General features: G+C 59.6%; 20 protein-coding genes and 1 pseudogene. 3 read left to right on the plus strand and 18 right to left on the minus strand.

Annotated features, from left to right (window positions below; translation table 11 throughout):
• Positions 1–7 precede the first annotated feature (7 nt).
• From V6617_RS12485 to V6617_RS12500, 4 genes are all read right to left on the minus strand, one after another.
• The gene (locus tag V6617_RS12485) at positions 8–1,216 is read right to left on the minus strand and encodes an alpha/beta hydrolase family protein (protein WP_338607285.1); all 1,209 of its coding nucleotides are present in this window, start codon (positions 1,214–1,216) and stop codon (positions 8–10) included.
• A gap of 127 nt (positions 1,217–1,343) precedes the next feature.
• Entirely contained in the window at positions 1,344–2,321 is a 978-nt protein-coding gene (locus tag V6617_RS12490) for an asparaginase (protein WP_338607286.1), read from the minus strand.
• On the minus strand, positions 2,321–3,832 hold the full coding sequence (locus V6617_RS12495) for an aldehyde dehydrogenase (RefSeq protein WP_338607287.1): 1,512 nt from the start codon (positions 3,830–3,832) through the stop codon (positions 2,321–2,323). The genes V6617_RS12490 and V6617_RS12495 overlap by 1 nt, the downstream gene beginning before the upstream one ends.
• Before the next feature lie 22 nt (positions 3,833–3,854).
• Positions 3,855–4,607, minus strand: coding sequence for a polysaccharide deacetylase family protein (locus V6617_RS12500; protein ID WP_338607288.1), 753 nt, complete (start codon positions 4,605–4,607; stop codon positions 3,855–3,857).
• A gap of 259 nt (positions 4,608–4,866) precedes the next feature.
• Between V6617_RS12500 and V6617_RS12505 the strand changes: the two genes are divergently transcribed.
• Entirely contained in the window at positions 4,867–5,901 is a 1,035-nt protein-coding gene (locus V6617_RS12505) for an amidohydrolase family protein (RefSeq protein ID WP_338607289.1), read from the plus strand.
• A gap of 37 nt (positions 5,902–5,938) precedes the next feature.
• Here V6617_RS12505 and V6617_RS12510 read toward each other — a convergent pair whose 3' ends face one another.
• The 5 genes from V6617_RS12510 to V6617_RS12530 form a co-directional block, all read right to left on the minus strand.
• Complete coding sequence (locus tag V6617_RS12510) at positions 5,939–6,631, minus strand: GntR family transcriptional regulator (RefSeq protein ID WP_338607290.1); 693 nt, start codon at positions 6,629–6,631, stop codon at positions 5,939–5,941.
• 193 nt (positions 6,632–6,824) lie between these two features.
• Positions 6,825–8,543, minus strand: coding sequence for a thiamine pyrophosphate-requiring protein (locus tag V6617_RS12515; protein WP_338607291.1), 1,719 nt, complete (start codon positions 8,541–8,543; stop codon positions 6,825–6,827).
• A gap of 67 nt (positions 8,544–8,610) precedes the next feature.
• Positions 8,611–10,113 carry a tripartite tricarboxylate transporter permease gene (locus V6617_RS12520; RefSeq protein ID WP_338607292.1) on the minus strand — a complete coding sequence of 501 codons (1,503 nt, stop codon included), beginning with the start codon at positions 10,111–10,113 and terminating at the stop codon, positions 8,611–8,613.
• A gap of 32 nt (positions 10,114–10,145) precedes the next feature.
• Positions 10,146–10,625, minus strand: coding sequence for a tripartite tricarboxylate transporter TctB family protein (locus V6617_RS12525; RefSeq protein ID WP_338607293.1), 480 nt, complete (start codon positions 10,623–10,625; stop codon positions 10,146–10,148).
• A gap of 98 nt (positions 10,626–10,723) precedes the next feature.
• Complete coding sequence (locus V6617_RS12530; RefSeq protein WP_338607294.1) at positions 10,724–11,686, minus strand: tripartite tricarboxylate transporter substrate binding protein; 963 nt, start codon at positions 11,684–11,686, stop codon at positions 10,724–10,726.
• Between the two features lie 150 nt (positions 11,687–11,836).
• Here V6617_RS12530 and V6617_RS12535 point away from each other — a divergent pair.
• Positions 11,837–12,157, plus strand: a pseudogene (locus tag V6617_RS12535) (winged helix-turn-helix transcriptional regulator); the annotation flags it as partial.
• Between the two features lie 375 nt (positions 12,158–12,532).
• Here the strand turns inward: V6617_RS12535 and V6617_RS12540 are convergent.
• The 4 genes from V6617_RS12540 to V6617_RS12555 form a co-directional block, all read right to left on the minus strand.
• Complete coding sequence (locus V6617_RS12540; protein WP_422394781.1) at positions 12,533–13,741, minus strand: TDT family transporter; 1,209 nt, start codon at positions 13,739–13,741, stop codon at positions 12,533–12,535.
• A gap of 256 nt (positions 13,742–13,997) precedes the next feature.
• On the minus strand, positions 13,998–14,882 hold the full coding sequence (locus tag V6617_RS12545) for a LysR family transcriptional regulator (protein WP_338607296.1): 885 nt from the start codon (positions 14,880–14,882) through the stop codon (positions 13,998–14,000).
• A 152-nt stretch (positions 14,883–15,034) separates the two neighbouring features.
• Positions 15,035–16,987, minus strand: a complete 1,953-nt coding sequence (locus V6617_RS12550; RefSeq protein WP_338607297.1) for an alpha/beta fold hydrolase — start codon at positions 16,985–16,987, stop codon at positions 15,035–15,037.
• Positions 16,984–17,205 (minus strand): hypothetical protein, encoded by a 222-nt coding sequence (locus tag V6617_RS12555; RefSeq protein ID WP_338607298.1) that lies wholly within the window; start codon positions 17,203–17,205, stop codon positions 16,984–16,986. Before V6617_RS12555 ends, V6617_RS12550 begins: the two co-directional genes overlap by 4 nt.
• Before the next feature lie 349 nt (positions 17,206–17,554).
• Here V6617_RS12555 and hisD (V6617_RS12560) point away from each other — a divergent pair, with 349 nt between their 5' ends.
• Entirely contained in the window at positions 17,555–18,844 is a 1,290-nt protein-coding gene (gene hisD, locus V6617_RS12560; RefSeq protein ID WP_338607299.1) for a histidinol dehydrogenase, read from the plus strand.
• A gap of 200 nt (positions 18,845–19,044) precedes the next feature.
• Here hisD (V6617_RS12560) and V6617_RS12565 read toward each other — a convergent pair whose 3' ends face one another.
• From V6617_RS12565 to hisD (V6617_RS12585), 5 genes are all read right to left on the minus strand, one after another.
• The gene (locus tag V6617_RS12565; protein WP_338607300.1) at positions 19,045–19,746 is read right to left on the minus strand and encodes an RraA family protein; all 702 of its coding nucleotides are present in this window, start codon (positions 19,744–19,746) and stop codon (positions 19,045–19,047) included.
• A 56-nt stretch (positions 19,747–19,802) separates the two neighbouring features.
• Complete coding sequence (locus V6617_RS12570) at positions 19,803–20,843, minus strand: cupin domain-containing protein (RefSeq protein WP_338607301.1); 1,041 nt, start codon at positions 20,841–20,843, stop codon at positions 19,803–19,805.
• A 154-nt stretch (positions 20,844–20,997) separates the two neighbouring features.
• On the minus strand, positions 20,998–22,071 hold the full coding sequence (locus V6617_RS12575) for a LacI family DNA-binding transcriptional regulator (protein WP_338607302.1): 1,074 nt from the start codon (positions 22,069–22,071) through the stop codon (positions 20,998–21,000).
• The gene (locus V6617_RS12580; RefSeq protein ID WP_338607303.1) at positions 22,056–22,820 is read right to left on the minus strand and encodes an SDR family NAD(P)-dependent oxidoreductase; all 765 of its coding nucleotides are present in this window, start codon (positions 22,818–22,820) and stop codon (positions 22,056–22,058) included. The genes V6617_RS12575 and V6617_RS12580 overlap by 16 nt, the downstream gene beginning before the upstream one ends.
• A 4-nt stretch (positions 22,821–22,824) precedes the next feature.
• The gene (hisD, locus tag V6617_RS12585) at positions 22,825–24,153 is read right to left on the minus strand and encodes a histidinol dehydrogenase (protein WP_338607304.1); all 1,329 of its coding nucleotides are present in this window, start codon (positions 24,151–24,153) and stop codon (positions 22,825–22,827) included.
• Positions 24,154–24,155 lie beyond the last annotated feature (2 nt).

Raw genomic sequence — 24,155 nt, forward strand, 5'->3', positions numbered from 1 at the left:
TTCTTGATCACGCAGGCTTGAGCTTGCTCTGATCGATGCCCAGCTTTTCGGCGAGCCAGTCATTGACCAGTTCCTGGCCCAAGGTGGGATTGTCGTGCTGGCAGTGTTCGGCACCTGTCTCTTCCTCACCCACCAACCGCAGCGTCACATCCACGCCGTTGGCTTTGGCATAGTCGTAGACCTTTTGTGCCTGATCGACGCCGAGGACGTCATAGCCGCCATGTACGATGAGGTAAGGACAGGCAATCTTGTCGATCACCCCTTCGAGCTTGAAGGCCTCACCCTTCTTGAGCGCCTCAGCCATGTTGTCGGCACCGAAGACCCAGGTGATGTGGCCCGCCAGGCCATGGCTGTCATCAGCATCGCCCCAAAGATCGTTTACCGACCAGATGGCGCCATGGGATACCGCGGCGGCCAAACGGTGCTCGAAGGAGGCGGCGCGTGCGGCGTAGTACCCACCAAGGCTCGAACCACTCATAGCGATACGGGACGCATCGACGTCATCACGGGTTTCGAGATAGTCGATGCATTTGCCGACCGGGACTTCATAGTCATGACGATTGGTCAGCTTGTGACGTCGTATGGTGCCGCCCTGACCCGGGCCATCCACCATGAGCACCGACATGCCGCGCTGTATGGCGCCATGAGCGACCATGAACCACATCTCGTCCTTAAACGAGTCAAGGCCGCCAAAGCACATGAGAACCGGCTGACGCTCCTCGGTGGAATTGGGTGAGCGCAGGAAATAAGCGTAGAGCGTCTTGCCATCGAGATAGGGAACTTCGACCGATTCCATCGGCGGATTGAAATAGCTTCCCCATTTTTTCGAGCAGTATTCAAGCTGGTCGAAAATTTCCAGGCGGCGCGGGTCATTGCCCTCGAGCCAGAACTCGGCTTCTCGATAATAATCGACGGCCCGAAGCCAGCAATTGCGCGCGGTCACGATGTGACCGGCGGCCTCTTCCTGGTCGCCCCGAAGGCGGTTGCGGTCACCAATCGCTCTCCATTCGCGACACCAGCTCTCGGAATCGGAGGGATCGATGCGCTCGCCCACCTGAAATACTTCCGAAATGGCGCCGCCACCTTCCTGGGTTTCTCCCAGTGCGCGACGGAACTGATAGGACATCCAGGGATAGTCCGGCCAGTGATGCCAACCGTAAGGTTTGTAGTGACCTTCCTTGCGGTCACTGACCTGGTTGATGAGCTTTTCTTCCATGGGTTTCCTCAGACTTTTTCGCGTTTCATATGTCCACCGCGTCCGAGCCTACTGGTTTGTTTCTTTAAATTCAACCTTGTTGAATTTAAAGAAACTTCATTTATTTTGATGGCTTGGCCGTGATCGATCACATTTGGGAAAACAGAGCGCGCACATGGTCATGATCAGCGCCACCAGCGATCAATACTTGCAGCATCAGGCGCGCTTTCACTGCGCCGAGGCTCCGACTGGGGATGACCCCCTTGCCGATGAGATCAATCTCGGAGCCCTTAAAGCCGTAGGTGTTTTCAAACACGGGGCCATTGACGACACGCGTTGCCAGGACAACCGGCATCGCGCCCGCCAGTTCGCTGATCCGCTCAGACAGCATTTCGGGGACATGACCGGCGCCCAGACCCTGGATCACGACGGCGGAAATGCCGTTTTGGTCCAACCCTCCCAGACTTCTTCCGCTGTCGCCAAAGCCGATACTGACAATGGCCACTTCAGGAATGGCGGACGTGGGAAAAGGCAAAGAGAGAGGCCCATGGGCCGGCTTGAGGGCAAGCAGAACTTTGCCCTCACTCACACGGCCAATCGGCCCGTACGGCGCTGATGTAAAGGCCGACGTCAGACCGGTATCGGCCTTGCGGGCGAGCCGCGCGCTGTGGATTTCGTCCGAGAAAATGACGACCGCGCCCAATCCCCTCCCGACTTCAGATGCTGCATATGTTGCAGCGCTCAGGATGTTGGCCGGCCCATCAGCGCCTGCGGCATCGGCTCCCCGCATGGCACCGGTCACAACGACGGGCCGCGAACTCGAGACCAGGCAATCGAGCAAGAAAGCAGTCTCTTCGATCGTATCGGTACCCTGGACGACGACAAAGCCCGCATAGTCTTGTTCTGCCGCGTTGATAAGGCGGGCAACCTCGGCGATATGGGTGATGTTCAGCGAAGCGCCCGGTATGCGGAACGGCGAGACGGCGCTGATATCACATACCTGATCGAGGCCCGGCACTGCGGCAACGAGATCGTCGCCCGACAGTTTTGGTGTGATGCCCGAACCGCCACCACCCTGCATCGAAATGGTGCCGCCGAGGGCAATGAGCAATACCGGCCGGGTCATCAGCTATACCGCTTTTGCTTGCCGTCTTCGGCAAACCAATCGAACGGTTCTTCGGATGTATTGAGGACGATCGATTGCATTCGGGTATAGCCCTCGTAGCATACGATGCCGTTTTCCTTGCCAATGCCACTGTCCTTAAAGCCACCCCAGGGAGAGGATGGATCAATGCGATGATGATCGTTGATCCAGACAATGCCCGCCTCGATGTCTTCGGCGACACGTTTGGCGCGGGCGATATTGCTTGACCAGACGCTGGCGGCGAGGCCGAAATCTGTGCCATTTGCCAGAGCGACGGCTTCCGCCTCGGTGGAAAATTTCATGACGCAGACGACGGGCCCGAAGATTTCTTCCTGGGCAATCCGCATATCGTTGCTAACATCCGCAAATATGGTGGGTGCGTAGAAATAGCCGCCATCCCTGCCCTCGCCGGACAGCCGCTCGCCGCCTGCGACGAGACGCGCGCCCTCGTCTTTACCGATTGCCACGTATTTTTCGACGGTTGCCAACTGACGATCGGAGACCACAGGTCCCATTTGTGTGCTTTCGTCATCCGGCGCGCCGACCACAAGTGCGTTCGCGCGGGCAATCAGCTTTTCGAGGACGGCGTCATGGATGCTTTCATGCACGAGCAGCCGGGCCCCTTGAACGCATGTCTGTCCAGCCGCGACAAATGAAGCAAACAATGTCGCCGCAGCAGCGCGATCGACTGAGACGTCGTCAAAGACGATGACCGAGGCTTTTCCACCCAGCTCGCCCGAAAACGGGATCAGCCGCTCCCCGGCCAATGCTGCAACCTTGCGACCGGTTTCGGTGCCCCCGGTCAGATCGATTTTTGCGATGTCGCGATGAGCCGTCAGCGCGGCCCCTGCCCCCGCTCCAAAGCCGGTCACCACGTTATAGACGCCCTCTGGGAGCCCAGCCTCTGAAAACACATCGGCCAGCATCAGCGGAGTGATGGGTGCAACTTCGGAAGGCTTGACGACGACAGCGTTGCCTGCGGCCAGCGCCGGAGCCAGTTTTTTGGTCAGGATGAGCAAAGGATGGTTCCAGGGCGTCACAAGGCCCACGACGCCCAAGGCCAATCGGCGGCCATAGTTGACGTGGTCGCCGCCAAAGGGGTGGACCTTGCTTTCATAGGTGCGCGCAACCGAGGCGAAATAGGAATACCATTCGGGCGTTCTGGCCAGTTGCGCCCGCATCTCGCGAATTGGCCTGCCCGTCTGAAGTACTTCGGCGTCGACAAAATCAGCCAGTCGCTCCTGAAGGATATCAGCGGCCTTCATCAAGATGCTGGCGCGCTGGAGTGCGGACATTTTGGACCAGATATCAAATCCTTTTTTCGCAGCGTCGACCGCGATATCGATATCGGCGGCGTCGCCTTCAGGGACCGAGCAGTAAGCCAGGCCTGTCGCGGGGTTGATGATGTCGAACCTTTTGCCGGACTGGGCCTCGACCTTTTTTCCGCCGATTATCATCGGCCACTGCGGTGCGTCGGTGTCGGAAGCCTGCATTGCCATCGTCATGTTGCGAGCCTTATGCCTTGTTTTTGGTGGCGTCGGTGTACCAGTCGAGAATCTCCGAACCGGTGCACATCAGCACACCGTCATGACCCAGAATGTAGTCATAGAGCTTTTCGAGATACCCGATCCGGTGCGGAGCACCTGTGAGGTAGGGATGAATCGAGATTGCCATGACGCGGGGAATATCGTGACCTTCCTGATAGAGGCGATCGAACTGATCTTTTCCGCGGCGGTATATTTCATCGGATGGTTGCTGCTGGACCGCCGACATCACGACATCGTTGATCTCCACAGTATAGGGGATCGAGGTGATCGACCCTGCGCGGGTGGCCAGGGTCACCGGAAGGTCGTCCATCACCCAGTCGCACACATATTCGATGCCGGCCTCGGCCAGGAGGTCGAGTGTTTCATCGGTTTCGGTAAGGCCAGGACTTTCCCAACCGCGCGGCGCCTTGCCGGTCATCGTCTTGATGGCAGCGATTGTGTCCTCAATGGCCTTTTTTTGATCCTCGACCTTGTGCATGGGGCCCTGGAGAAAGCCATGACCCATAAAGTCCCACCCCGCCTCATGGGCGGCGGTACAGGCGCGTGCATAGGTCTCGATCGCTGAGCCGTTCACCGCAAAGCTCGCTTTCAGCCCCCGCGATTCCAGGGCATCGAGGAACCGCCAGAAACCGACCCGCATACCATATTCATGCCAGGACCAATTGGGGACGTCGGGAAGAAGGGATTGCCCCATAGGGGGCGGCAGCACGGCGCGTGGCATGGCCCGCTCTGCACTCCAATTCTCGACATTGACAATTGTCCAGACTGCAACGCGCGCATCACCGGGTAATTTGAGCCTGGGACGATCAATGATTGGCAGGTAAGGCGTCCGGGCACGGACGGATTGGCCAATGGAATGACTCATAAAAGCTCCTCAAAATCATCGACTTGCCATGACGTTCAATCTAATATATCAGATATTGTATCAAGTCAATTGGAAGCGATGACGTCCTCCTCGCCCGAAAGTACACAGAGAATTCATGTCCAACGCAGATCAGTCCCTTTGCAGCTGCGCACACTGCGCATCCTCCGGCGTCATCGATATTCACGCCCATTTCTATTCCCAGGCCTATCTTGACGCCGTCGCCCACTACGGCGATGGGGCCGGTGCGCGCTTTGTGGATATCGGCGGTGTGCAGGCGCTCAAGGTGGGGCCGCTCTTTACCGGGCCGATTGCCCCTAAATTCATAGATCTGGATCTGCGTATTGCCGATATGGACGCGACCGGTGTGCACAAACAGATCCTCTCTCTCACCCAACCCATGGTGTATTGGGCCGATGAGCAGGTCGCCGATCGGCTATGTGTGGCATTCAACGATTCATTGGCGGAGGCCAATGTTAAGGCGCCGGAGCGGCTTTTCGGATTTGCCACGCTGCCAATGCAGCATCCTGCGCGCGCGATCGCCGAAGCAGAACGCGTCTCAAAACTTCCCGGTATCAAGGGCGTCTATCTCGGCACTGCTGTGAACGACACCAATTTGTCGGACCCGATGTTCTGGCCGGTTTACGAGCGGCTCGAAGCGCTGGGTCTGCCGATCTTCCTTCATCCGCTGAAGGTCGTGGGCATGACCGATCGGCTAAGCGAATATTTTCTGGCGAACCTTCTTGGAAATCCGTTCGATACAGCCATTGCGGCTGCTCACCTGATTTTTTCCGGTGTTCTGGACAAATTTCCCAATCTCGAGATCGCATTGCCGCACGGCGGTGGAGCGTTGCCGTTCCTGCTCGGGCGCATTTCCCACGGATGGTCGGTCCGACCGGAATGCAAACACCTCGAACGCGATCCTCGTGATTATGCATCGCGCTTTTACTACGACACGGTGACCCATGACGCGAGCGCTCTTGATTTCCTCATCGATCAGGTCGGCGCCGACAGAGTCATGCTCGGGAGCGATTACTGCTTTGACATGGGTGTTGAAGAACCCCGCCAGCCCGTCGAAAGGCTCGCAAGCCTAAGCGGCGGACAGAAAGACCAGATCCTGGGGGGCAACGCCCAGCGGCTGCTCGGTCTATGAAGGAACGGGCCGGACGTTCCGGCTCCTCCAATGGGCTTCAGGACTTGGACTTTGCCTGGTTGGCGGTTTCGATGGACATGACCAAAAGGCCAGCCGTCGAATTGGAATGAAGCTCGATGAGCCGTTCGGCTTCCGGCCTGTTCCGGGCTTCGAGCGCACCAAGAAGCGCCCAGTGCTCCTTTTGAGACTGCTCACGCCCCCCTATCGAGAAATAAAGGCGAACATAGCGATCGAGTTTGTCCCGATAGACGCCAATGGTTTCGAGAAGGCGCGGCCAGCCGCTTGCAGCGTTGATCGTGTCATGAAACGTGCGATTGAGCGCTGACCAATCATCGGTTTCCTGGGGATTGGTGACCATGTGGTCCATCTGTTCCAGAACAGACCGGAGTTGAGCAAAGCTTTCGGGACGGAGGGCATCGATGGCCTGCGCCACTGCAAGTCTTTCAAGCGCGCCGCGAATAGCGAACAGTTCGCTTACCTCGGAAACATCAAGACGGGCCACCTCAACCCCACGATAGGGATAGACAACGACCAATCCCTCGGCCTCGAGCTGCTTGAGCGCTTCGCGGACCGGCATCCTGCTGACGTTGAAGTTTGCAGCAATTTCATTCTGATCGAGCTTGAGGCCTGGCGCCAGTCGGCCGTCTATTATTGCGCCGCGCAGCAGTTTGAGCACAACATCCTTTCTGCTCAGATGCTGATCTACAATGCGGCGTTCGGATTCGGACAAGACTATCATGATGAACCGGCTATGATGGCGACGGAAAAACTTCGCTCTCTTATCTGCTAAACGAGCATGGTGCCATAGTGAGGCGGCATTGCCGATAGCTCAATTGCAATCGCCATTCCGCGATTGATCCGAATAGCGTCCCGCGCCCTGATGGTCGGGGCACTGCGAGATGCCCCGACCCAACATCTTAATTCTACAGCGGCTTCTCGGACGCCACGATCTCGATATTGACTACGGCAGACGTTCCCCCTTCGACCACCTCAAGCGCTTCTGCCAATGTCGAATCGAGAGCGTCGATGCTTGTGACCCGACGCCCCCAGGCGCCGCAAGCTTCTGCAATGGCTTCAAATGCGGGTGGATCGGAGAGATCGACACCAACATAGCCCTGTGTCGCCTGAATTCCTTCAGGGTAGCTATCACGCGTGGCAAGGCGTACCGAGTTGTAGCATGCATTGTTGACGACGATGATGAGCACGGCAATTTTATGAGTCTTTGCCATCCACAGCGCCGCAGTCGGCACCCCGAAAATAAAAGAACCATCGCCTACAACACAAACGACTGTCTTTTCAGGGTCAGCGAGCTTGGCGCCCAGCGAGGCGCCTAGACCCCAACCCAGGAACGAACCACCGTTCCGCATGTAGGTGCCCACCTCTGAAGGACGAAAGCCGAGAGCCAGAGGGTTTCCCGAGGTCACCGCTTCTTCGTAAAGCTGGGCGTCAGGACAGAGCTTTGAAAGCGTTCTCCCGACCATGAACGGGGTAATTGCATTCGCGCCGGGAGTGGCCTCCTGAGCGTCGAGTTCGGACATCAGATGGTCATGATGACGTCTTGCCTGATCGCCGCGTGCAGACAGGCGGTCACGCTCTTCCGACGATATGGCGTCAACCGCCTTTTTGGCCGATCGTCCTAATGCCCGCAGGGCTGACAAAACGTTGCATTTAATCACTTCGTCTGCTGGGAACCCCCAGACAAGCAGATCTTCCTGGATCGGGTCCGCTCCGAGGTGGATCAATTGAACATCATCTCTGAGCGGGCGGTCCGCAGGCACAAACGGAACGTCATGATCGACCACAAGGATCAGATCGGCGTCTCCGACCCACCGTTCGGGGTTAAAGCCAAGATGGAGCTCGTGCTCCAGCGGCGCGCTGAAGCGTCCGCGATATTCGGTTATCGGGATTTGCAGCGTCTCGGCGAGCTCCACAATCGCGTGCCTGTGTTCTGCGGTGCGCCCGCCATATCCTGTGACCAGCAGCGGTGCTTTGGCGGCCACAAGACGCCTGGTCAAATCTTCAGCCGTATCTTCGTCCAGTCCCTGCAGCATTGCGGGCTTGGCCCGTCCGGGCCCCAGCACGAGTTGGTCGGGCACTTCTTCCATGAGAACTTCGCGGGGGAAGGCGAGGTAGACCGGCCCCTCGGGCTCGCTCCGGGCCATCTGAAAGGCGCGGTCGACCGCTGGCCCGACAGCGGATGCGTGCGTGACGACATTTTGCCATTTGACATAGTTCTCAACCAGTGCGCCCTGATTGGGCACGTCTTGCATCCAGTTGATGAACTTCGCGCGTGATCCAGGAACGCGGCTATCGAGAGAAACAGGGCTCATGCCTGCGCACAACAAGACCGGGATGCGCGAAGCGCGAGCGTCGTTGAGCCCGCCGGCTGCATTGGCCGTTCCCACATCGACATGGACGAAGGCAACCTGGGCGCGACCGGTGGCGAGATAATAGCCCTGGGCGGCGGTCACGGCCACGATTTCGTGGGGGCACAGAACGAGTTCGGGCACTTTGGCCCCCTCGCTCTTGAGCTTGGCCCACGCCTCCTGTAGTGGCGGAGTGTCGGTGCCGGGATTGAGGAATATGGCATCACACCCGTGGTCGATCAGGCTCCTCAGGAACCATTCTGCTACTGTCGGCATCGATATTATTCTCCTTTAAGTCGATCGGGCCGCCCCAAAGTCATGGCATGGGCGTGGCACTAAGGCGTTACGCGGACTGAATGATCCGACTGCGCTTTTCGCGATAGGTTTTGATTTCACGCCAGACGGCATATCCGAGCACCACGATCGTGATGCACAGAAACGCTCCCGAAAGCGGTCGCAAAAAGAACATGCTGAAATCGGCACCGGGCAACATGAGCGCCGACCGAAAATTGGACTCGAGGATGGGGCCTAATATCATGCCCATGGCGACAGCCAGAACCGGAACGTTCGCGCGCTGGCAGACATAGCCGATGATGCCGAAAGCGACCGTGAGCCAGAAATAATAGACATGCCCATACGCCATGGCAGGGCCAGCTATCGAGATCAGAATGATCGCGGTCGCGAGGTATCTTTTCGGCACGGCGGCAATTTTTGAGACCCAGCCGGTAAAGGCAAAGCCAAGGATCAAGATCAGGACATTGGCCAGAACCATGGTTCCAAAAATGACATGAACCAGCTCAGCTTCGTCCCGGAACAATGCGGGCCCCGGCACCAGACCGTGCACGAACATCGCACCAATGAGCAAAAGCGTGTTGATGTCGCCGGGGATGCCCAAGGAAAGCAATGGGATCATCGTGCCGCCTGTCGATGCGTTGTTGGCCGATTCAGACGCAGCAACGCCTTCTTCGGAGCCCTTGCCGAACTGTTCCTTGTGGCGTGAGAACAGGCGCTGAACGTTGTAGGCCAGATAGGATGCAACAGTCGCACCGGTGCCGGGCAGAATTCCCACACCCACGCCCACGAGACTTGAGCGGGTGATGGTTGGTATCAGCTTGGGCAAACCTGCGATGGTCTTCATCATCCCGGTAAAGCGCGTTTCAGTGCTTATCGACTCGTTGGGACGCTCGAGCATGCGAAACGCCTCAGCGACGCAGAACAGTCCCACGGTGGCCGGTACGAGCGGCAGACCAATGGCGAGTTCGGACATGCCAAACGTAAAGCGCGGGAACGGGGTAATCGGGTCGACACCCACGGTGGACAGCAAAATACCCAGGCAGGCGGCAATGATGCCCAAGGCAAGCGAAGGTGAGGAAAAGACAAAAACCACCACGATGGCGAAGATGCAGAGAGAAAAATACTCTGGCCCACCAAACTGCAACGCCACACGCGCCAGGGGTGGAGCAAGAAAGATCAGCAGCACGCATGAGATGATCCCGCCGATGGTCCCCGACAGTATGGAAATGCCGAGCGCCTTTCCAGCTTCACCCTTTTGCGTCATGGGATAGCCGTCCAGAGTTGTGACGGCGGCCGAGGGCGTTCCAGGAAGGTTCATCAATATCGCGGGAACAGACCCCCCATACATCGAGCCGACATAGATGCCGAGCAGCAATATGAAGGCCTGGCTGGAATCGAATGCGAAGGTGAACGGAATGAGGATTCCGATGGCGATGGCGGGCGTCAGTCCCGGTATTGCGCCCACGATGATCCCTGCCATGACGGACACGACCAACAGCATGAGGTTGAACGGCTGGACCAGGATCGTAAGTGCGGAAAGAACCGTATCCATAGGGGCAGCCTTAAAAAATCACGTATCGGGCTCTAGAAAAGCCGTTCGATCGAGACGTTGAACAAAATGCCGGTGGGAATGCGCGCGTTCAGGAGAGCCCCGAAAAGCACTTCAAGGAGCGCGGGCAAAAGCACTGCCATGGCTACTATGCCGTACCAACTGACAGAGCAGACCAGCCCGATCAGCCCGACCAGCAGGGCCGACGCGAGATAAAACCCGATGAGGTGAATGCCGAGAGGGTATAGCAGGCACAGCGTCATTGCCGCGGCGACCCTGGCGTGCTGGGAGCCGTCGGCCCGCAGGCCGGATCGCGCTTCTGAGGCAAACCCCTTGAAGGTTTGCGCAATCGGCTCGGACAAGTGCCGCAATCGCCAGGTTCTCAGAAGTTCAAAGGTTGCGGCAACCGCGATAATCACCGCGACCACCCGCGGTACGATGGCGGGGCCGCCAGGGTCGGCCATCAAGGTATTGAGCCCGAAACTGCCCCAGAAAAACAGGCCCGCCATAGCCATTGACGTCAGACATACGAGAAGCACCGAAAACACAAAATCACCTCTGCGCCGAACACGTGTCGACGGCGGCCGGCTGAAGGGCGCGGCCGCCGAAATGCTTACTGCTGCATGATCTCGACGACCCGCTGCATTTGCACTTGAGTGTCGAGCAGCTCGGCACGGTACTCTTCGGGTCCACGCACGTGTAGCGAGAGGCCTGCAGCTTCAAGATCGGCTGCGAAGTCGGGATTTTCCCTCACTGCCTCAAGGGCGGTCTGCAGCGTCTGCTTGACCTCGTCGGACGCCCCTTTTGGCGTGGCCACACCATACGAATGCTCCCAGATGATGTCGTAGCCAAGCTCGCTGACTGTGGGCACATCCGGCAGGGCTTCCATCCGCTCTGCACCAAAATAGGCGATGTAGCGCATGTCGCCTGACTGAACATTGCCCAGCGATTGTTGAGCAAAGCTGGAAATCATATCGATATGGCCGCCGAGAAGAGCCGCGTTGACCTGCGGAGTGCCATCATGGGCGACAACGCGGAAATCGAGGTCCAACGCATCGCCGAGCAGAATCAGTGGCTGGTGATGAATTCCACCAAGATTGGTGACGCCGATTGCCAGTTCGCCGGGATTTTCCTGCGAGGCCGTCACGAAATCTTCAAGCGTCTCGATATCACTGGCGGTCGGCGCCACAAGCACGGGAGCTTCAACAGCAAAACTCCCGATAATGTCGAAGTCATCGACATCGATGCCTGGCGTGCCGAGCGGCTTGTATTTGGGCAGATCACTCAGGGCCGTCGTGAGCGTATAGCCATCGGGCTCGGCATCGCGTGCCGTCATATATCCCACTGAGCCGGCGGCTCCCGTCACATTTTGAACCGTGATGTCCTGCCCCAGCTCTTCTGCATAGTAGCGCGCGAAAATCCGGGTGGCCGTATCGGCGCCACCTCCAGCGGACCACATAATGATCCAGTCGATAGAGCGGTCTGGATAATCGCTCTGCGCCATAGCGGGCGCAAGGTTGGCACTCAATGCCGTGATGAGCACTGAAAGCCCTATACCAAAATTCCTGCGTTTCATTCCGTCGTTCCCTTTGAGACATGGCCTGCGTTGGGCCGTGATCGCCTTGAGGCGCATATTGCGAGCTAACGATAGTCTCAAAGCAACCCGGCATCAAGTATCTAATATACTAGATGTCACTTTGTCGAACGAAGCCTGGACTGGCGGTGACGGGATGTGCTCGACCGCATTGGCGACAAGTGGTCGACGCTAATCCTTGGTACCCTTGCCCAGGGCCCGCACCGCTTCAGTGCCGTCCAGCGCGCCATTCCCGACATTTCCAAGCGCATGCTCACCCAGACCCTGCGCGATCTCGAGCGCGATGGCCTGATCTTGCGAAAAGTGTTTCCCACCAAACCGCCCAATGTCGAATACAGGCTGACCTCGCTCGGCGAGACCATACTCGAGCCGCTGACCGTTCTCGTCCAATGGGCCGACCGCAGCCACGCCGCCATCAGAACGGCCCGATCAGCCTTCGACGACGCCAGCTAGCATCGGGAGCTGATCTTTTGCGCAAAGCGTCTCAGGCTATTGCGGACCGCTGGCGGTAGGCGCTGGAGCCCATGCCGGTGATGCGGGTGGAACGGCTTTCGCAAGGCAGCCGGGTCGGCGATCTGCTCGACCGCCTGATTGGCTGCCTCAAGCTTTTCGCGCACCGTATTCCGGGGTTACGAAACCGAAGGCATCCGCGTCTTCGACGATAGTGCCCCGGCGCTTTGTGTGATCGTGATTGTATTGGTGTCTGGCGGAGTGGGTGCCCGCGTCGAGCAGCGGTCGGCTTGAAGGGCTTTTCGGCACCCGACCCTCCGCGAAGGCATGTTGAGGCACCGACCAGAATTGGGCCGGCCTGCATTCGAGCAGCAGGCGCTATCGGGTTGTCTGCGCATCTTGACCGCAAGAGGAAACGCGGAGGTCGTCGGAAAGACATGGGGCCAAAAAGAGCTTGCCCTGCCAAGCCTGACCGAGAGTTCTTACGATCACGGCGATCCAAACAAGTGCGAGAGCGGCAACCAGAGCGCCTCCTACCCAGGCAATAAAATCGAGGGCCAAGAGGTCGCCCAGTTTGATGCTCGCCAGAGCGAAGACGCCGAGTGGAAAAATATAAGCCCACCAGCCGAGATTGAATGGAACCGGGTTCCGAAAATACCACGCGGTCACGAGTGAAGCCATGACGGCCCACCATATTCCATAACCCCAAAGGATGAGGCCGGTCAGAAAACTTGCCCCTCCGATGGCGGTGGCAAGCGTGCCCAGCTCACTGGCGGCGAGGACCGCCGGCCCGTTCTCGGCCAAAACGAACATTGCAAGCGCACCGGTGGCGATCGGACCCAACGCCAGCCAACTGGACGGCGCCATCCCAGCGTGCGGCAGTTTATGGATAGCCAACCGCAGGAACAGAATGACGATAATGCTGAGAGCAAGGGGCACCGAGCAGGCCCACAGGACATAGCTGGTCATCAAAATCGAGAGTTGCAGATTCGCGTCCCCGATTTGCGGCAGAAGCAATGCGCCACTCGTCGCGACGACCTCGCAGGCCACAACGGGCAAGAGCCAGACCGCGGACATCTGTTCAATTGTGTGGGTCTGACGCGTGAACATCAGGAAGGGCACGCCCAGGCCGCAGGCGAAGGCCAATGCAACATCCACCCACCAAAGCGCCAGAGCAATATCAACAGCCATGTTTCCCGCATGGGCACCGCCAAAAAGCAAAAAACCGTTGACGATGGTGGCGAGCCCCATGGGAATACAGCCCAAGAACATGGACATGCTGGAGTGACCCAGAATACGGCAGGCGCCATCGAAATGAAGGACCCAGCGCGCCAGGTAGAGCGCTGAAAAGCCAACGAACAGCACCATGTTGGCGATCCAGAGCGCTTCACCGGTTCCGAAAAGCACCCTGGACTGCGGGAACTGGCCGAGCGCGACGGCCAAAATGCCGGTGCCCATCGTGACGGCGAACCAATTTGGCGTGAATTGCCGCACAATCTCCCCCGGCCCTGACAAAGCGCCCAAGAAGCGTCTGCCCTGCCCTTCCTCGATTGCCGCCATTGCCATCTCCTGTTGAGCCCTCCTCATGAGCGTGATCGCTCACTGTTTCCATCACCAAATTCAGGCCATTCTGATCGGCAAAATCGAACGATTGCGGTCGCAGCGCAGCCGAAAAGCGACCGCCCCGGCACATCGAGGTAGGCAGCAGACCGATTGCCGGAGCGTGTCCAGCAAAACCATGTCCTCGACGCGATCGGGGATGGAAACGGTTTTGCGGTTCGCAACACGCGACAAAACAAGGACTTAGAGCCAAGGATTTGAGTCAATCAAATCCTGAACGGCTCTAAAAAGAGCGGTTGATTTTCGCCGGCTGACTTTTTGCAACGACCTCAAGAAATGCACTGGACGCCCGGGTGCGATAGCGCTCCTTGTGGTGCAGGACATGGAATTCGCGCGCACGGCTCCAGCCCGGAACGATTTGAAGCGTACCTGCCTCAAGCCGCGTGCGAGCAACCAGCCGCGACATCAAGCTGGCGCCCAGGCCGGCTTCGACGGCTTCCAGAACGGCTTCATTGCCCGGCAGAACCATGGCGACAGGCAGATGCTTGCCCTGCGCCATTTGCTCAAATGCCTCGCGTGTGCCCGAACCCTGTTCGCGAACGACCCAAGGGACCGCATCCAGTTGGGCGTTCGTTCCCGATGCCCAGGGGTGACCGACTGCTACAACGACGTCCATGACATCGTGACCAACCGGGTCGGATGCCAGCGCCGGGCTGTCGACCAGCCCTTCGACGAGACCGAGTTCCGCGCCGCCACTTTCGATGGCGGCGGCCACGCCGTTGGTGTTGGCAAAGGTGACGTCGACATCAATATGGGGATATTCCGCATGATAGGCCACAAGGAGCCTGGGCAGCCAATAGCTGGCAATCGTCTGGCTCGCCATGATCGACAGTCGCCCGCGCAGCAATACCGACAGATCGGTCAACGCCGCTTCCGCGGCCTTGGCCCTGTCCAGCACGGCCTTGGCCTCGCCAAGAAAATCGCGCCCGGTCTGGTTGAGAACTATGGAGCGGCCAACACGGTCGAACAGCGTAACTGCATGCCTGGTCTCGAGGGCCGCAATTGCCGAGCTTACCGCCGACTGCGACAGGTTGAGGGTCTCCGAAGCCCGCCGAATATGCTCGAGTTCGGCCACGGCCACAAAAATTCGCAGTTGTTCGAGTGTCACGAAGTATCCCACGGAAATGCGTTGGCAACGCTAGCCTAACCGATAGCATCATTTCAGCCGGTGTGAAGAGCGCAGTCCCGGGAAGCCAGTACGCTGACAAAATCATTGAGGGACCGCGCACCCTTGTCAGCGCGCGGTCCCGAAGAGCAATTCTAGTGTTCGGGCGCGTCCTCGCGCTCGGGTTTGAAGTCGCCGAGTTGGGCGAGCTTGATCTGCATGAGCAGGCTCAGTTCGTCATAGACATTCCACTCGTCGACAATCTTGCCGTTCTTGTAGTGGTAGTGGGTCATGCCCATCACCTGGACGCGCTTGCCGGTGGGATCGCCCAGTTCCTGGAGCATCCCATATCCCAGATGGTGACCCTCCATTACCCAGCGCACGGCCACCTTGGTGCCGCCCTCCTCGCAGGGGACCGAACAGATGTGCTGGGGCATGAAGGACGCGTCGGGGATCGAGCCAAGCAGGCCCAGATATTGATGCGTGACCGCGGCAACGCCGTAGAGTTCGCGCAGCATGGGGCCGTGATACTGGACGTTGGACGCGTAAACGTCCTTGATCTTTCCGAACATGCGCTTGTTGAAGACCTCATGCATCCAGACAAGGGTTTCACGCTCGATATCGTTGCTGGCCAGTTCCAGATCGGCCTCCGCCTCGGGCGGATACTGACCAAGCAGGCGACGGTTTTCCCCAATGTCGAGAGCGACCAGTCCCTTGTCGAACTGGGCCTTGGCGAGCTTTTCGGCAAAAGCGTGCGGATCGAGCCCGAGTTGCTTGATGATGGCCATATTGTCGCCCACGAGCCATTCGCGGTAGATCTTGTTCTCGAATATGAGGCAATCGGCGATGGTGCGGGTGTTGAACACGCGGCCGGTCGGCGCACCATAATGACCATATTGCGTATGGCGTCCGGTGCCGGTCACCATGTGCGAGGTGTAGAACCCATCCACATCATTGCCCTTCCAGATGACGTGGGTGGCCATGCCGCGGCGCTCGGGAAGCGTAACGAGCCGCTGGATGGTATCGCGAACCACCGTTTCGCGGTCATAGATGGTGCCGAGCGTGCCATAAACGACGCTGTTGTGGGTGTAGTGTGTGTAGATCAGCCCCACATCGCGCTCGTCCCAGATCTTGTGGGTGCAGCGCACGATATAGTCGACGATGTCCGTATAGATTTCGTCGAACCCGCTGAGCGACTGGCTGCGGGGACGATCGGTGGGCACAAGGTCAACGAAGTCTCGGCGTTCGACCTGCAGAACCTGTTCGGGGTTGTCCTTGCGCTGGGCTGGCGTGCCTTTGGATTTTGATGTGTCGCTCTCACTCATGGATGCTCCTTGGCCCAATTTTCCGGGGCCGGTCTTGTGGGATTGGGATGTGCCCTGAACGCGCCCAAGCCACTCGAGCATATGGGGCGCCAAAGCGGCGGGGTTTTCAAGCGGGGAAAAGTGCCCCGCTGCCGGAATGGTGACGTAGCGTGAACCAGCGATGCCATCGGCGAGATCCTGATGGGCCTCAAGAGGGCAGACGGCCTCCTCCTGGCCGGCAGCAATCAGGGTGGGCACTGAAATGGCAGCCAGCCGCTTGCGGCTATCGGCCCGGTTGATGGCGATTTCCGCTTGGGATGCGAGCACGTCCGGACCGGCACTTCTCGCCATGTCGAGAACTGTCGCTTTTAGCCCCTGATCCTCGCGATTTGCGGGAGAAACCAGTTTGTCCCAGGCATCAAGAATATAGTCGTCCATACCGTTTTCGCGCGCCTTGCCGACCGCCACGCGACGGCTGTCCGCGTTGGCCGGCAGATCGGGGCGCGGCGTGGTATCGATCAGCGCGAGCCCGACCACCCGCTCGGGTGCTTGAGCAATAATCTCCAGCGCGACGATACCGCCAAGCGAGAACCCGGCGAGCGCGAACCGTTCAGGCGCGCCGAGCAAAATCCGGGCAGCCTGTTCAGAAGCCGATTGCGCGCCGCTCATTTCGCCATAGACGACCGGCTGATCGCCCAGCCGTTCGACCAGCGGGGCAAACAGGCGCTCGTCACAAAGCGTACCCACGAGCAGGACCAGCGGGAGGGCATCGCTATTGGCCCCGGTTTCGGCACTCGGTATCATGCGGGCGCCTCGATGACTGCGCGACCAGGTACACCTTCCTCGAGCCCTTTAAGCGCCGCATTGGCCCGGACCAGCCACCCCTTGCCATAAGGACCCGGGATTTTGGTGATGTCGCGGTCGGACACGCCGCCGCCACAGATCGAACTCAGCGGGTCGGCGATGACGACATTCCCGATCTCAAGATCACGATCAAACATGAAAAGAACAGCGGTCTTCATGCTGTCGCGCCCCGGATCGAGACAAAGCGGGTATCTATCATCTTCCGAATGGCCGCCATGCTACCCTCGCCACATCCTGACCGTCGCCATCGTCCGGCGATCAGAAGATTGGTGTCAGGATAGCGCATGAAAATCTCCGGCAAAGAGCCTGACGCAAGGTGATCACCACCCCCGTTTTGCTCCGTCGCAAAAAAGACTGGCAAATTTTGAATACGTATGCAAGAACTTTGTCAGCCCGATTTACGTGCCGGTTTCAGGCCGTTTGTCGCAGGAATTGTGTGTTCCTGCGCGCGGGCAGACATGCGCAGTTTTCCCGGGCACACCCCGGCACACAGGAGTTGGAACGACAATGAGCGATGGCGCGAGCACGGCGCAAAAGGGCGTCACCTTCATCAAATCCCCCCAACGCAGCTCGGCGAGCGACAATGCCCCCGTCGAAAAGCTGGTCGGTGAAATCATTGCCCAGGTGCGCGAACGGGGCGACGCGGCGGTGCGTGAATATTCGCAGAAATTCGACAAGGCCGACGTCGAGGTCTTCGAGGTGTCCGAGGCCGAGCGTCAGGAGGCGCTCGATGCGCTGGACCCGCAAACCCGCACCGACACCGAATTTGCCATCGCCAATGTGCGGGCGTTCGCCGAGGCGCAATTGGCAACCATCCTGCCGCTTGAAGTCGAGCCCCTGCCCGGCCTGCATCTGGGTCATCGGGTCATCCCGCTCGAACGCGTTGGGTGCTATGTGCCGGGCGGGCGCTATCCGCTGCTTTCGGCGCCGGTGATGACCATAGTGCCAGCCAAGGTCGCGGGCGTCGACGAAGTGATCGCATGCCTGCCGCCCAACGCCCATAAGGCGATGATCGCTGGCTGTCATCTATCGGGCGCAGACCGTATCTTCCGGATCGGCGGCGCCCAGGCGATTGCCGCGATGGCATATGGCACAGACAGCGTACCGGCCGTCAACAAGATCGTGGGACCGGGCAACGCGTTCGTGAATGAAGCCAAGCGGCAGGTGTTCGGGCCTGTAGGGATCGACCAGTTGGCCGGACCGTCCGAGATTTTCGTCGTGGCGGATTCGTCGGGCGATGCGGAAATGATCGCGACCGATCTGCTGGCGCAGGCCGAGCACGATGTGCGCACGCGGGTCGGGTTGATCACCACCGACCGGGCGCTGGCCGATGCCACGCTCAAGCAGGTCGAACGGCAGCTCGAGGGTCTGTCGACCGCCAATGTGGCGGGCGAGGCCTGGCGCGACTATGGAGAAATTGTCGTGTGCGAGAGCGAGGAGGCGATGATTGCCTATTCCGACTGGGTTGCGGCCGAGCATTTGCAGGTGCACACCACCGACGCTCAAGCGTTTGCCACCAGGCTGCGCAACTACGGCTCACTGTTTATCGGGGAAAACGCCTCTGTGGTCTATTCCGACAAATGCTGCGGAACCAACCACACCCTGCCCACCATGGGCGCGGGCCGCTATACAGGCGGGCTGTGGGTCGGGGCCTATGTGAAGATCGCCACCCACCAGTGGCTCGACGAGCGCGGGGTTAGGGCCGTCGCACCTCCGGCCGCGCGTCAGAGCGCTTCTGAAGGGCTGGAAGGTCACAGGCGCGCCGCGCAATTGCGGCTCGATCGCATGCAGGCCTAGGGCCGTCCAGTATTGACTGAATCAAATCCTCGGCTCCAAGCCCTTGTTTTGTCGCGTGTCCGAACCGCAAAACCGTTTCCACTTTTGCCACGCTCTGATCGAAAAAGAAACCAGCGCTCCGCAGGGGGCGCTGGGTGCAGTTTGTGGTGGGAGGCTTTGTTATCGGGTCGCTGCGGTGGGCGCACCGACCGTCCTTTTGTTCAGTGAACGTCTTCGGCGTCGCCCCAGGCCTTCTTGAGCTTTTCAACCGTAAAGCCGGGCGCACGCGCCGCTTGGATGATCGGGCGCTCCTTGCGGATAACGAGATCGATGCAGCGAGCCATATCAGCTATGAAGCGCTCGGGAATAACCACCGCCCCGTGGCGATCGGCGTGGATGAGGTCGTCGGGGTTGACCGCCATGCCGAAGACGGTGACAGGACAATCGATCTCGGTGACATGAACGAAGGCGTGGCTGGGGCCAATGGCCCCGGCCACGACCTGGTAGCCCGCATCGAGCATGCCCAGATCGCGCAGGATGCCGTTGGTGAGAGTGCCGGCAAGGCCGAGCCCCTTGTGGATCGCCACATTGACCTCGCCCCAGAACCCGCCGATGGGCCGCGGCCAGTCGGTGTCTTCGATGACCACGACGTTAGGGCCATCGCCCGACGCGACATAGTCGTAATAGGCCATGCGCAGCGCCTTGACCTCGTCGGCCGGCTTCTGGGCAGGTGATGAAGCGCGGATCTTTGCGGTGCGTGCAAAGCCCACGATCGGCGGCAACGCGGGATCAGCGCAAACGGTGGGGATCTTTGTAAACCCCTCGGCGGTGCGCCCGCCCATAGCGTGCTCGAGCGCGTTGCATACGGTTGGCGTGTCAGTCTTTCGCAAGAGCTCGAGAATATCGGCGGTCAGTGCGGTCATGGTTTAGATTCCAAATTGCAGCGCCCGGCATCTGGCATGCCGGGCGCGTCTCTCCTCTATTCCGCGGCAACCGAACTGGACGCAAACCGGGGAGCCTGCGGATCGTCGGAGCCGCGGATAATAAAGGCGGTAAGGGGTGCCGAAGCGGTATTGCGGAAGCCGTGAGCGAGCCCGATGGGAACGCTTAGCGTATCGCCCGCGCCCATGATGATGCTGCCGCCGTCCCACGTGACTTCGAGGGTGCCTTCATGCACGAAGATCACCTCCTGCTCGGCGCGCGCGTGCATGGGCACGCTTGCCCCGGTCTCCATACGCAACTGGCGCAGCGCGAAACCATGCTCCCACCACCCCGAAATCGGTCCGGGCTCGAAGCCGTCGCCTGTCGATTTTTCACCGATAACACCGGCCTCGGCGACACCGTCATGGGCGAGAGGTGAATTGGCGTTGGCCACCATCTTTGCCGCCGCCGCATAACACTGGGCCATTTTTTCAGCGGGTGGGGTCTTGAGCTTTTCCATGACCTCGGCGGAAGGGGGTTGTTCGAGTTCGGCGCCTTCGGGCACCGTTTCCCCCAGCGTCGTATCGACCAGCTTGCCGCCCTTTAAGAGCTTGAGTCCATAGTCTTCTGCCATCTGGAACACCGAGGGCGCCCAGACCACCTTGCCGGGATCGTCCCGGCCCAGCACAACAAAGAGAAACCCGGTGCCTTCGTCGCGCTTTTCGAACCCGCGAAACATGTGGGTGGGGACAGAGGCGACGTCGCCCGGCTCGACATCGAGATAGCCTTCGTCCTTGTTGGCACCAAACAGCAGGCGCCACTTGCCGGTATGCACGACGAACACCTCGGCCGTGAGATGGCTGTGCTGGGAGTTGATGCATCCGCCGGGCTGGCGCGCCGCCCCGACATTGAAGCCGTGCGGCTCGGGCAGATGCACGACCTGGGCGGGATTTTCCGAAACGCCCGGCCCGATGATGGTGAAGTTCTCCTTCCGATCCGAACCCGGGGTGCGGGCATCGATAAAGGCGTTGCGCAGTCCTTTGAGATCGGCATAGCGAATGAGCCGCTCTTCCATCGCTTTTTGAGTCCACGCGGTCATGGTGCTCTCCTTGGCTTGATGTTGGGAGCCGGATTGTCCGCACGCATGCATTCGTATGCACAGACCCTCAAAAAAAGGGTTGCGTGTGCTGACAGGTCCGGGCTGCCACGGACAAGAGAACCGTGGCTGTCAGTATGGGCGTTGGCCGGGGCGATCATTGCGCCTCCGGACGGTAAAGGTTCTGGCCATCGACGGTGACAATGCCGTTTCGGGGCCGTATTGCCGACGTGCGTACGATCAGTTCGCCCGGCAACAATTCGTGCTCGGAGATCATCTCTCCACTGGCGATCTGGGTCATGAGGATGCGTACCGCCGCTTCCACCATGCCCTCGATCGGCTGGGTCACTGTGGTAATGCCGTAGGCGGGCCAGCGCGCAGGGCCGACATCGTCATACCCCACGACCGAAAGGTCGTCAGGAATGGTCAGCCCGAACTCGTAGCGTGCCACATCCATCACCGCGACGGCCATGTGGTCGTTGGCAACAAAGACAGCCTCGGGCCGGTTTTCCAGAGCGAACAATTGGCGCGCGGCAGTTTCGGCGTCGGCGCGAGAGTAATTGCCCGTGCGAACGATGATGTCGGTAAAGCCATGGGCGGCCAGACCTTCACGAAAGCCCTCGAAACGGTCGCGGTTGGTCGATGAATTTTCCAGCCCCGAGATATAGCCGAAGGTCTTGTGCCCGCCCGCGACGAGGAAATCGGCCAGCTTTCTGGCCCCTTCCCGGTTCTGGGTGGTCACCGAAGAGACGGCGTCGCGTTCGGTGGTCCGGTTGAAAAGGACGACGGGAATGCCCGCTGCCGCGCATTCCTCGGACAATTCCGAGGACAGCGAGGTGGATGCTAAAATGATACCGTCGACGCGATATTGCATCAACTGATCGAAGACCGGATCGGAATCGCGGTCCTTGAAGCCGGTAAACAACAGCAGGTGATAATTTTCCGCCGCCAGTCTGCGCCCCAGTTCCTCGAGCACGTCGGGATAGAACAGGTTTTCGAGATAGGCCATCACCACTGCGATGATGCGCGAGCGAGAGGTGATGAGCGAGCGGGCGATGGCATTGGGTCGGTAGCCCAGGGCTTTCGCCGCTTCGAGCACCTTGGCGCGGGTTTTCGGGGCAATGGACGCGCCAGGGGTAAAGCTGCGCGAAACAGCGGACTGGGACACACCGGCGAGGCGTGCCACCTGCGATGAGGTCACCGGTCCCTTCTTGCCTACTCCGCCGTCCATCCGCCATCCACCATCAGGGCCGTGCCCGTAACCATCGCCGAGGCGTCGGATGCCAGAAACAGCACCGGCCCCATCATATCCTCGACCTTGCCCAGCCGTCCGAGCTTGATCTTTGAAAGCACCCAGGACCGGAAGTCGGGGTCCGAGAGGGCCGCGCTGGTCAACTCCGTTTCGACAAAGGTCGGGCAGACAGTGTTGATCCGAATATTGTGCGGGCCAAGCTCGATGGCCATGGCCTTGGTCATGCCTTCAACAGCAAATTTGGTTGCGCAGTAAACCGTGCGCCCCGGCCCGCCCACATGGCCCATCTGCGACGAGAGCGTGATAATCGATCCCGGCATCCCTTCAGACACGAGGCGCTGTGAAACCGCCTTGGCCAGAAACAGGGCTGCGCCGACATTGACATCGATCACTGCGCGATAGTCGACTGGGGTGATTTCGGCAACTGGCGCATGACGCCCCGTTCCAGCGCTATTGACCAGGATATCGAACGGCTCCGTGCGGGCGACGAACGCCTCGACGGCATTGAAGTCTGTGACATCGAGCGCTTCGCCCGTGGCATCGAACCCCGCTTCGCGCAGGGCGAGGACGGCCTTTTCCACCAACGGGCCCGTACGGGCTGCAATGGTGACGGCTGCTCCCGCTTCGGCCAGCGCGACGGCACAGGCCAACCCGATTCCGCGCGTACCGCCGGCGATCAGTGCGCGCTTGCCATCGAGCCGAAAACTGGGCGTGCGGGGGAGATCCATTCTCTTACTGCGCAGCCTCGGTCTTTGGGGGAACCGCTGTGCCATAGGGAACGTTGCGCCCACCATAACGGCGTACGCGTATATTGGCCTGCTCGGCGTGGCCGACAAAGCCCTCGAGCATCGACAGCCGCGATCCGTATTCACCGATGGTCGCCGAGGCGGCATCGGTTTCCACAATTTGCCACGTGCATGTCTTCATGAATTTCCCCACCCACAAGCCACCAGTGTAACGGGCTGCCTTCATGGTGGGCAATGTATGATTTGTGCCGATTACCTTGTCGCCGTATGCCACATTGGTGCGCGGGCCCAGAAACAGAGCGCCGTAGTTGGTCATGTTATCGCGGAACCACAGATCACGATCGGTCATCACCTGCACATGCTCGGAGGCAATACGGTCGGCCTGGACCAGCATTTCCTCGTAGCTTTCGCACACGATCACCTCGCCATAATCCTCCCAGGAGCGGCGCGCCATCTCCCCTGTCGGCAAGATTTCGAGGATACGCTCGATCTGTTCGATGGTGTCGCGGGCGAGCTTTTCGGAGTTCGTGAGGAGAATCGCGGGCGAATTGGGTCCGTGTTCGGCCTGTCCCAGAAGATCGGTGGCGCACAATTCGCCGTCCACCGTCTGGTCGGCAATGACCAGGGTTTCGGTCGGTCCGGCAAACAAATCGATTCCGACCCGGCCGAACAATTGCCGCTTGGCTTCGGCCACAAACGCGTTGCCCGGCCCCACCAGCATGTCGACCGGATCGATCGATCTGGTACCGATCGCCATGGCGCCAACGGCCTGGATTCCGCCCAGAACGAAAATCTCGTCGGCCCCCGCCATGGCCTGTGCGGCCACGATGGCCGGGGCGGGTTTGCCGCCGAAGGGAGGGGCACAGGTGACCACGCGCCTGCACCCGGCAACCTTGGCGGTGAGGACCGACATGTGCGCGGAGGCAAGAAGAGGATATTTGCCGCCGGGCACATAGCAGCCCACGGCGTTGATCGGTACGTGTTTATGCCCAAGCGTTACGCCCGGAAGCGTCTCGATGGCCAATTCGCCCATGGTGTCTTTCTGGGCCTGGGCAAAGTTGCGAACCTGGGTCTGGGCAAATTCTATATCCGCGAGATTCTGATCGGAGAGCTGGTTCTTGCAGTCTTCGATCTCTGCAGGAGAAAGCCGGAAATCATCACGTTCCCAATTGTCGAACTTGCGCGAAAGATCACGCACCGCGTCATCGCCGCGCTTTTCGATATCGGACAGGATGGTTTCAACGGTTGCGCGGACTTCGCGGTCGGCCTGCGCGCGCGCTTCAACATCTTTCCCGCGTTTTAGCCAGACCGGCATTG

It is taken from the genome of Pelagibacterium nitratireducens (genome assembly GCF_037044555.1).
Lineage (GTDB): Bacteria > Pseudomonadota > Alphaproteobacteria > Rhizobiales > Devosiaceae > Pelagibacterium > Pelagibacterium nitratireducens.

What these genes read in the sequence shown, in the direction of transcription:
- V6617_RS12485 (WP_338607285.1), bottom strand. Translation starts at nt 1,216, where the DNA reads ATGGAAGAAAAGCTCATCAACCAGGTCAGTGACCGCAAGGAAGGTCAC.
- V6617_RS12490 (WP_338607286.1), bottom strand. Translation starts at nt 2,321, where the DNA reads ATGACCCGGCCGGTATTGCTCATTGCCCTCGGCGGCACCATTTCGATG.
- V6617_RS12495 (WP_338607287.1), bottom strand. Translation starts at nt 3,832, where the DNA reads ATGCAGGCTTCCGACACCGACGCACCGCAGTGGCCGATGATAATCGGC.
- V6617_RS12500 (WP_338607288.1), bottom strand. Translation starts at nt 4,607, where the DNA reads ATGCCACGCGCCGTGCTGCCGCCCCCTATGGGGCAATCCCTTCTTCCC.
- V6617_RS12505 (WP_338607289.1), top strand. Translation starts at nt 4,867, where the DNA reads ATGTCCAACGCAGATCAGTCCCTTTGCAGCTGCGCACACTGCGCATCC.
- V6617_RS12515 (WP_338607291.1), bottom strand. Translation starts at nt 8,543, where the DNA reads ATGCCGACAGTAGCAGAATGGTTCCTGAGGAGCCTGATCGACCACGGG.
- V6617_RS12520 (WP_338607292.1), bottom strand. Translation starts at nt 10,113, where the DNA reads ATGGATACGGTTCTTTCCGCACTTACGATCCTGGTCCAGCCGTTCAAC.
- V6617_RS12525 (WP_338607293.1), bottom strand. Translation starts at nt 10,625, where the DNA reads ATGGCTATGGCGGGCCTGTTTTTCTGGGGCAGTTTCGGGCTCAATACC.
- V6617_RS12530 (WP_338607294.1), bottom strand. Translation starts at nt 11,686, where the DNA reads ATGAAACGCAGGAATTTTGGTATAGGGCTTTCAGTGCTCATCACGGCA.
- V6617_RS12540 (WP_422394781.1), bottom strand. Translation starts at nt 13,741, where the DNA reads ATGAGGAGGGCTCAACAGGAGATGGCAATGGCGGCAATCGAGGAAGGG.
- V6617_RS12550 (WP_338607297.1), bottom strand. Translation starts at nt 16,987, where the DNA reads ATGATACCGAGTGCCGAAACCGGGGCCAATAGCGATGCCCTCCCGCTG.
- V6617_RS12555 (WP_338607298.1), bottom strand. Translation starts at nt 17,205, where the DNA reads ATGAAGACCGCTGTTCTTTTCATGTTTGATCGTGATCTTGAGATCGGG.
- hisD (WP_338607299.1), top strand. Translation starts at nt 17,555, where the DNA reads ATGAGCGATGGCGCGAGCACGGCGCAAAAGGGCGTCACCTTCATCAAA.
- V6617_RS12565 (WP_338607300.1), bottom strand. Translation starts at nt 19,746, where the DNA reads ATGACCGCACTGACCGCCGATATTCTCGAGCTCTTGCGAAAGACTGAC.
- V6617_RS12570 (WP_338607301.1), bottom strand. Translation starts at nt 20,843, where the DNA reads ATGACCGCGTGGACTCAAAAAGCGATGGAAGAGCGGCTCATTCGCTAT.
- V6617_RS12575 (WP_338607302.1), bottom strand. Translation starts at nt 22,071, where the DNA reads ATGGACGGCGGAGTAGGCAAGAAGGGACCGGTGACCTCATCGCAGGTG.
- V6617_RS12580 (WP_338607303.1), bottom strand. Translation starts at nt 22,820, where the DNA reads ATGGATCTCCCCCGCACGCCCAGTTTTCGGCTCGATGGCAAGCGCGCA.
- hisD (WP_338607304.1), bottom strand. Translation starts at nt 24,153, where the DNA reads ATGCCGGTCTGGCTAAAACGCGGGAAAGATGTTGAAGCGCGCGCGCAG.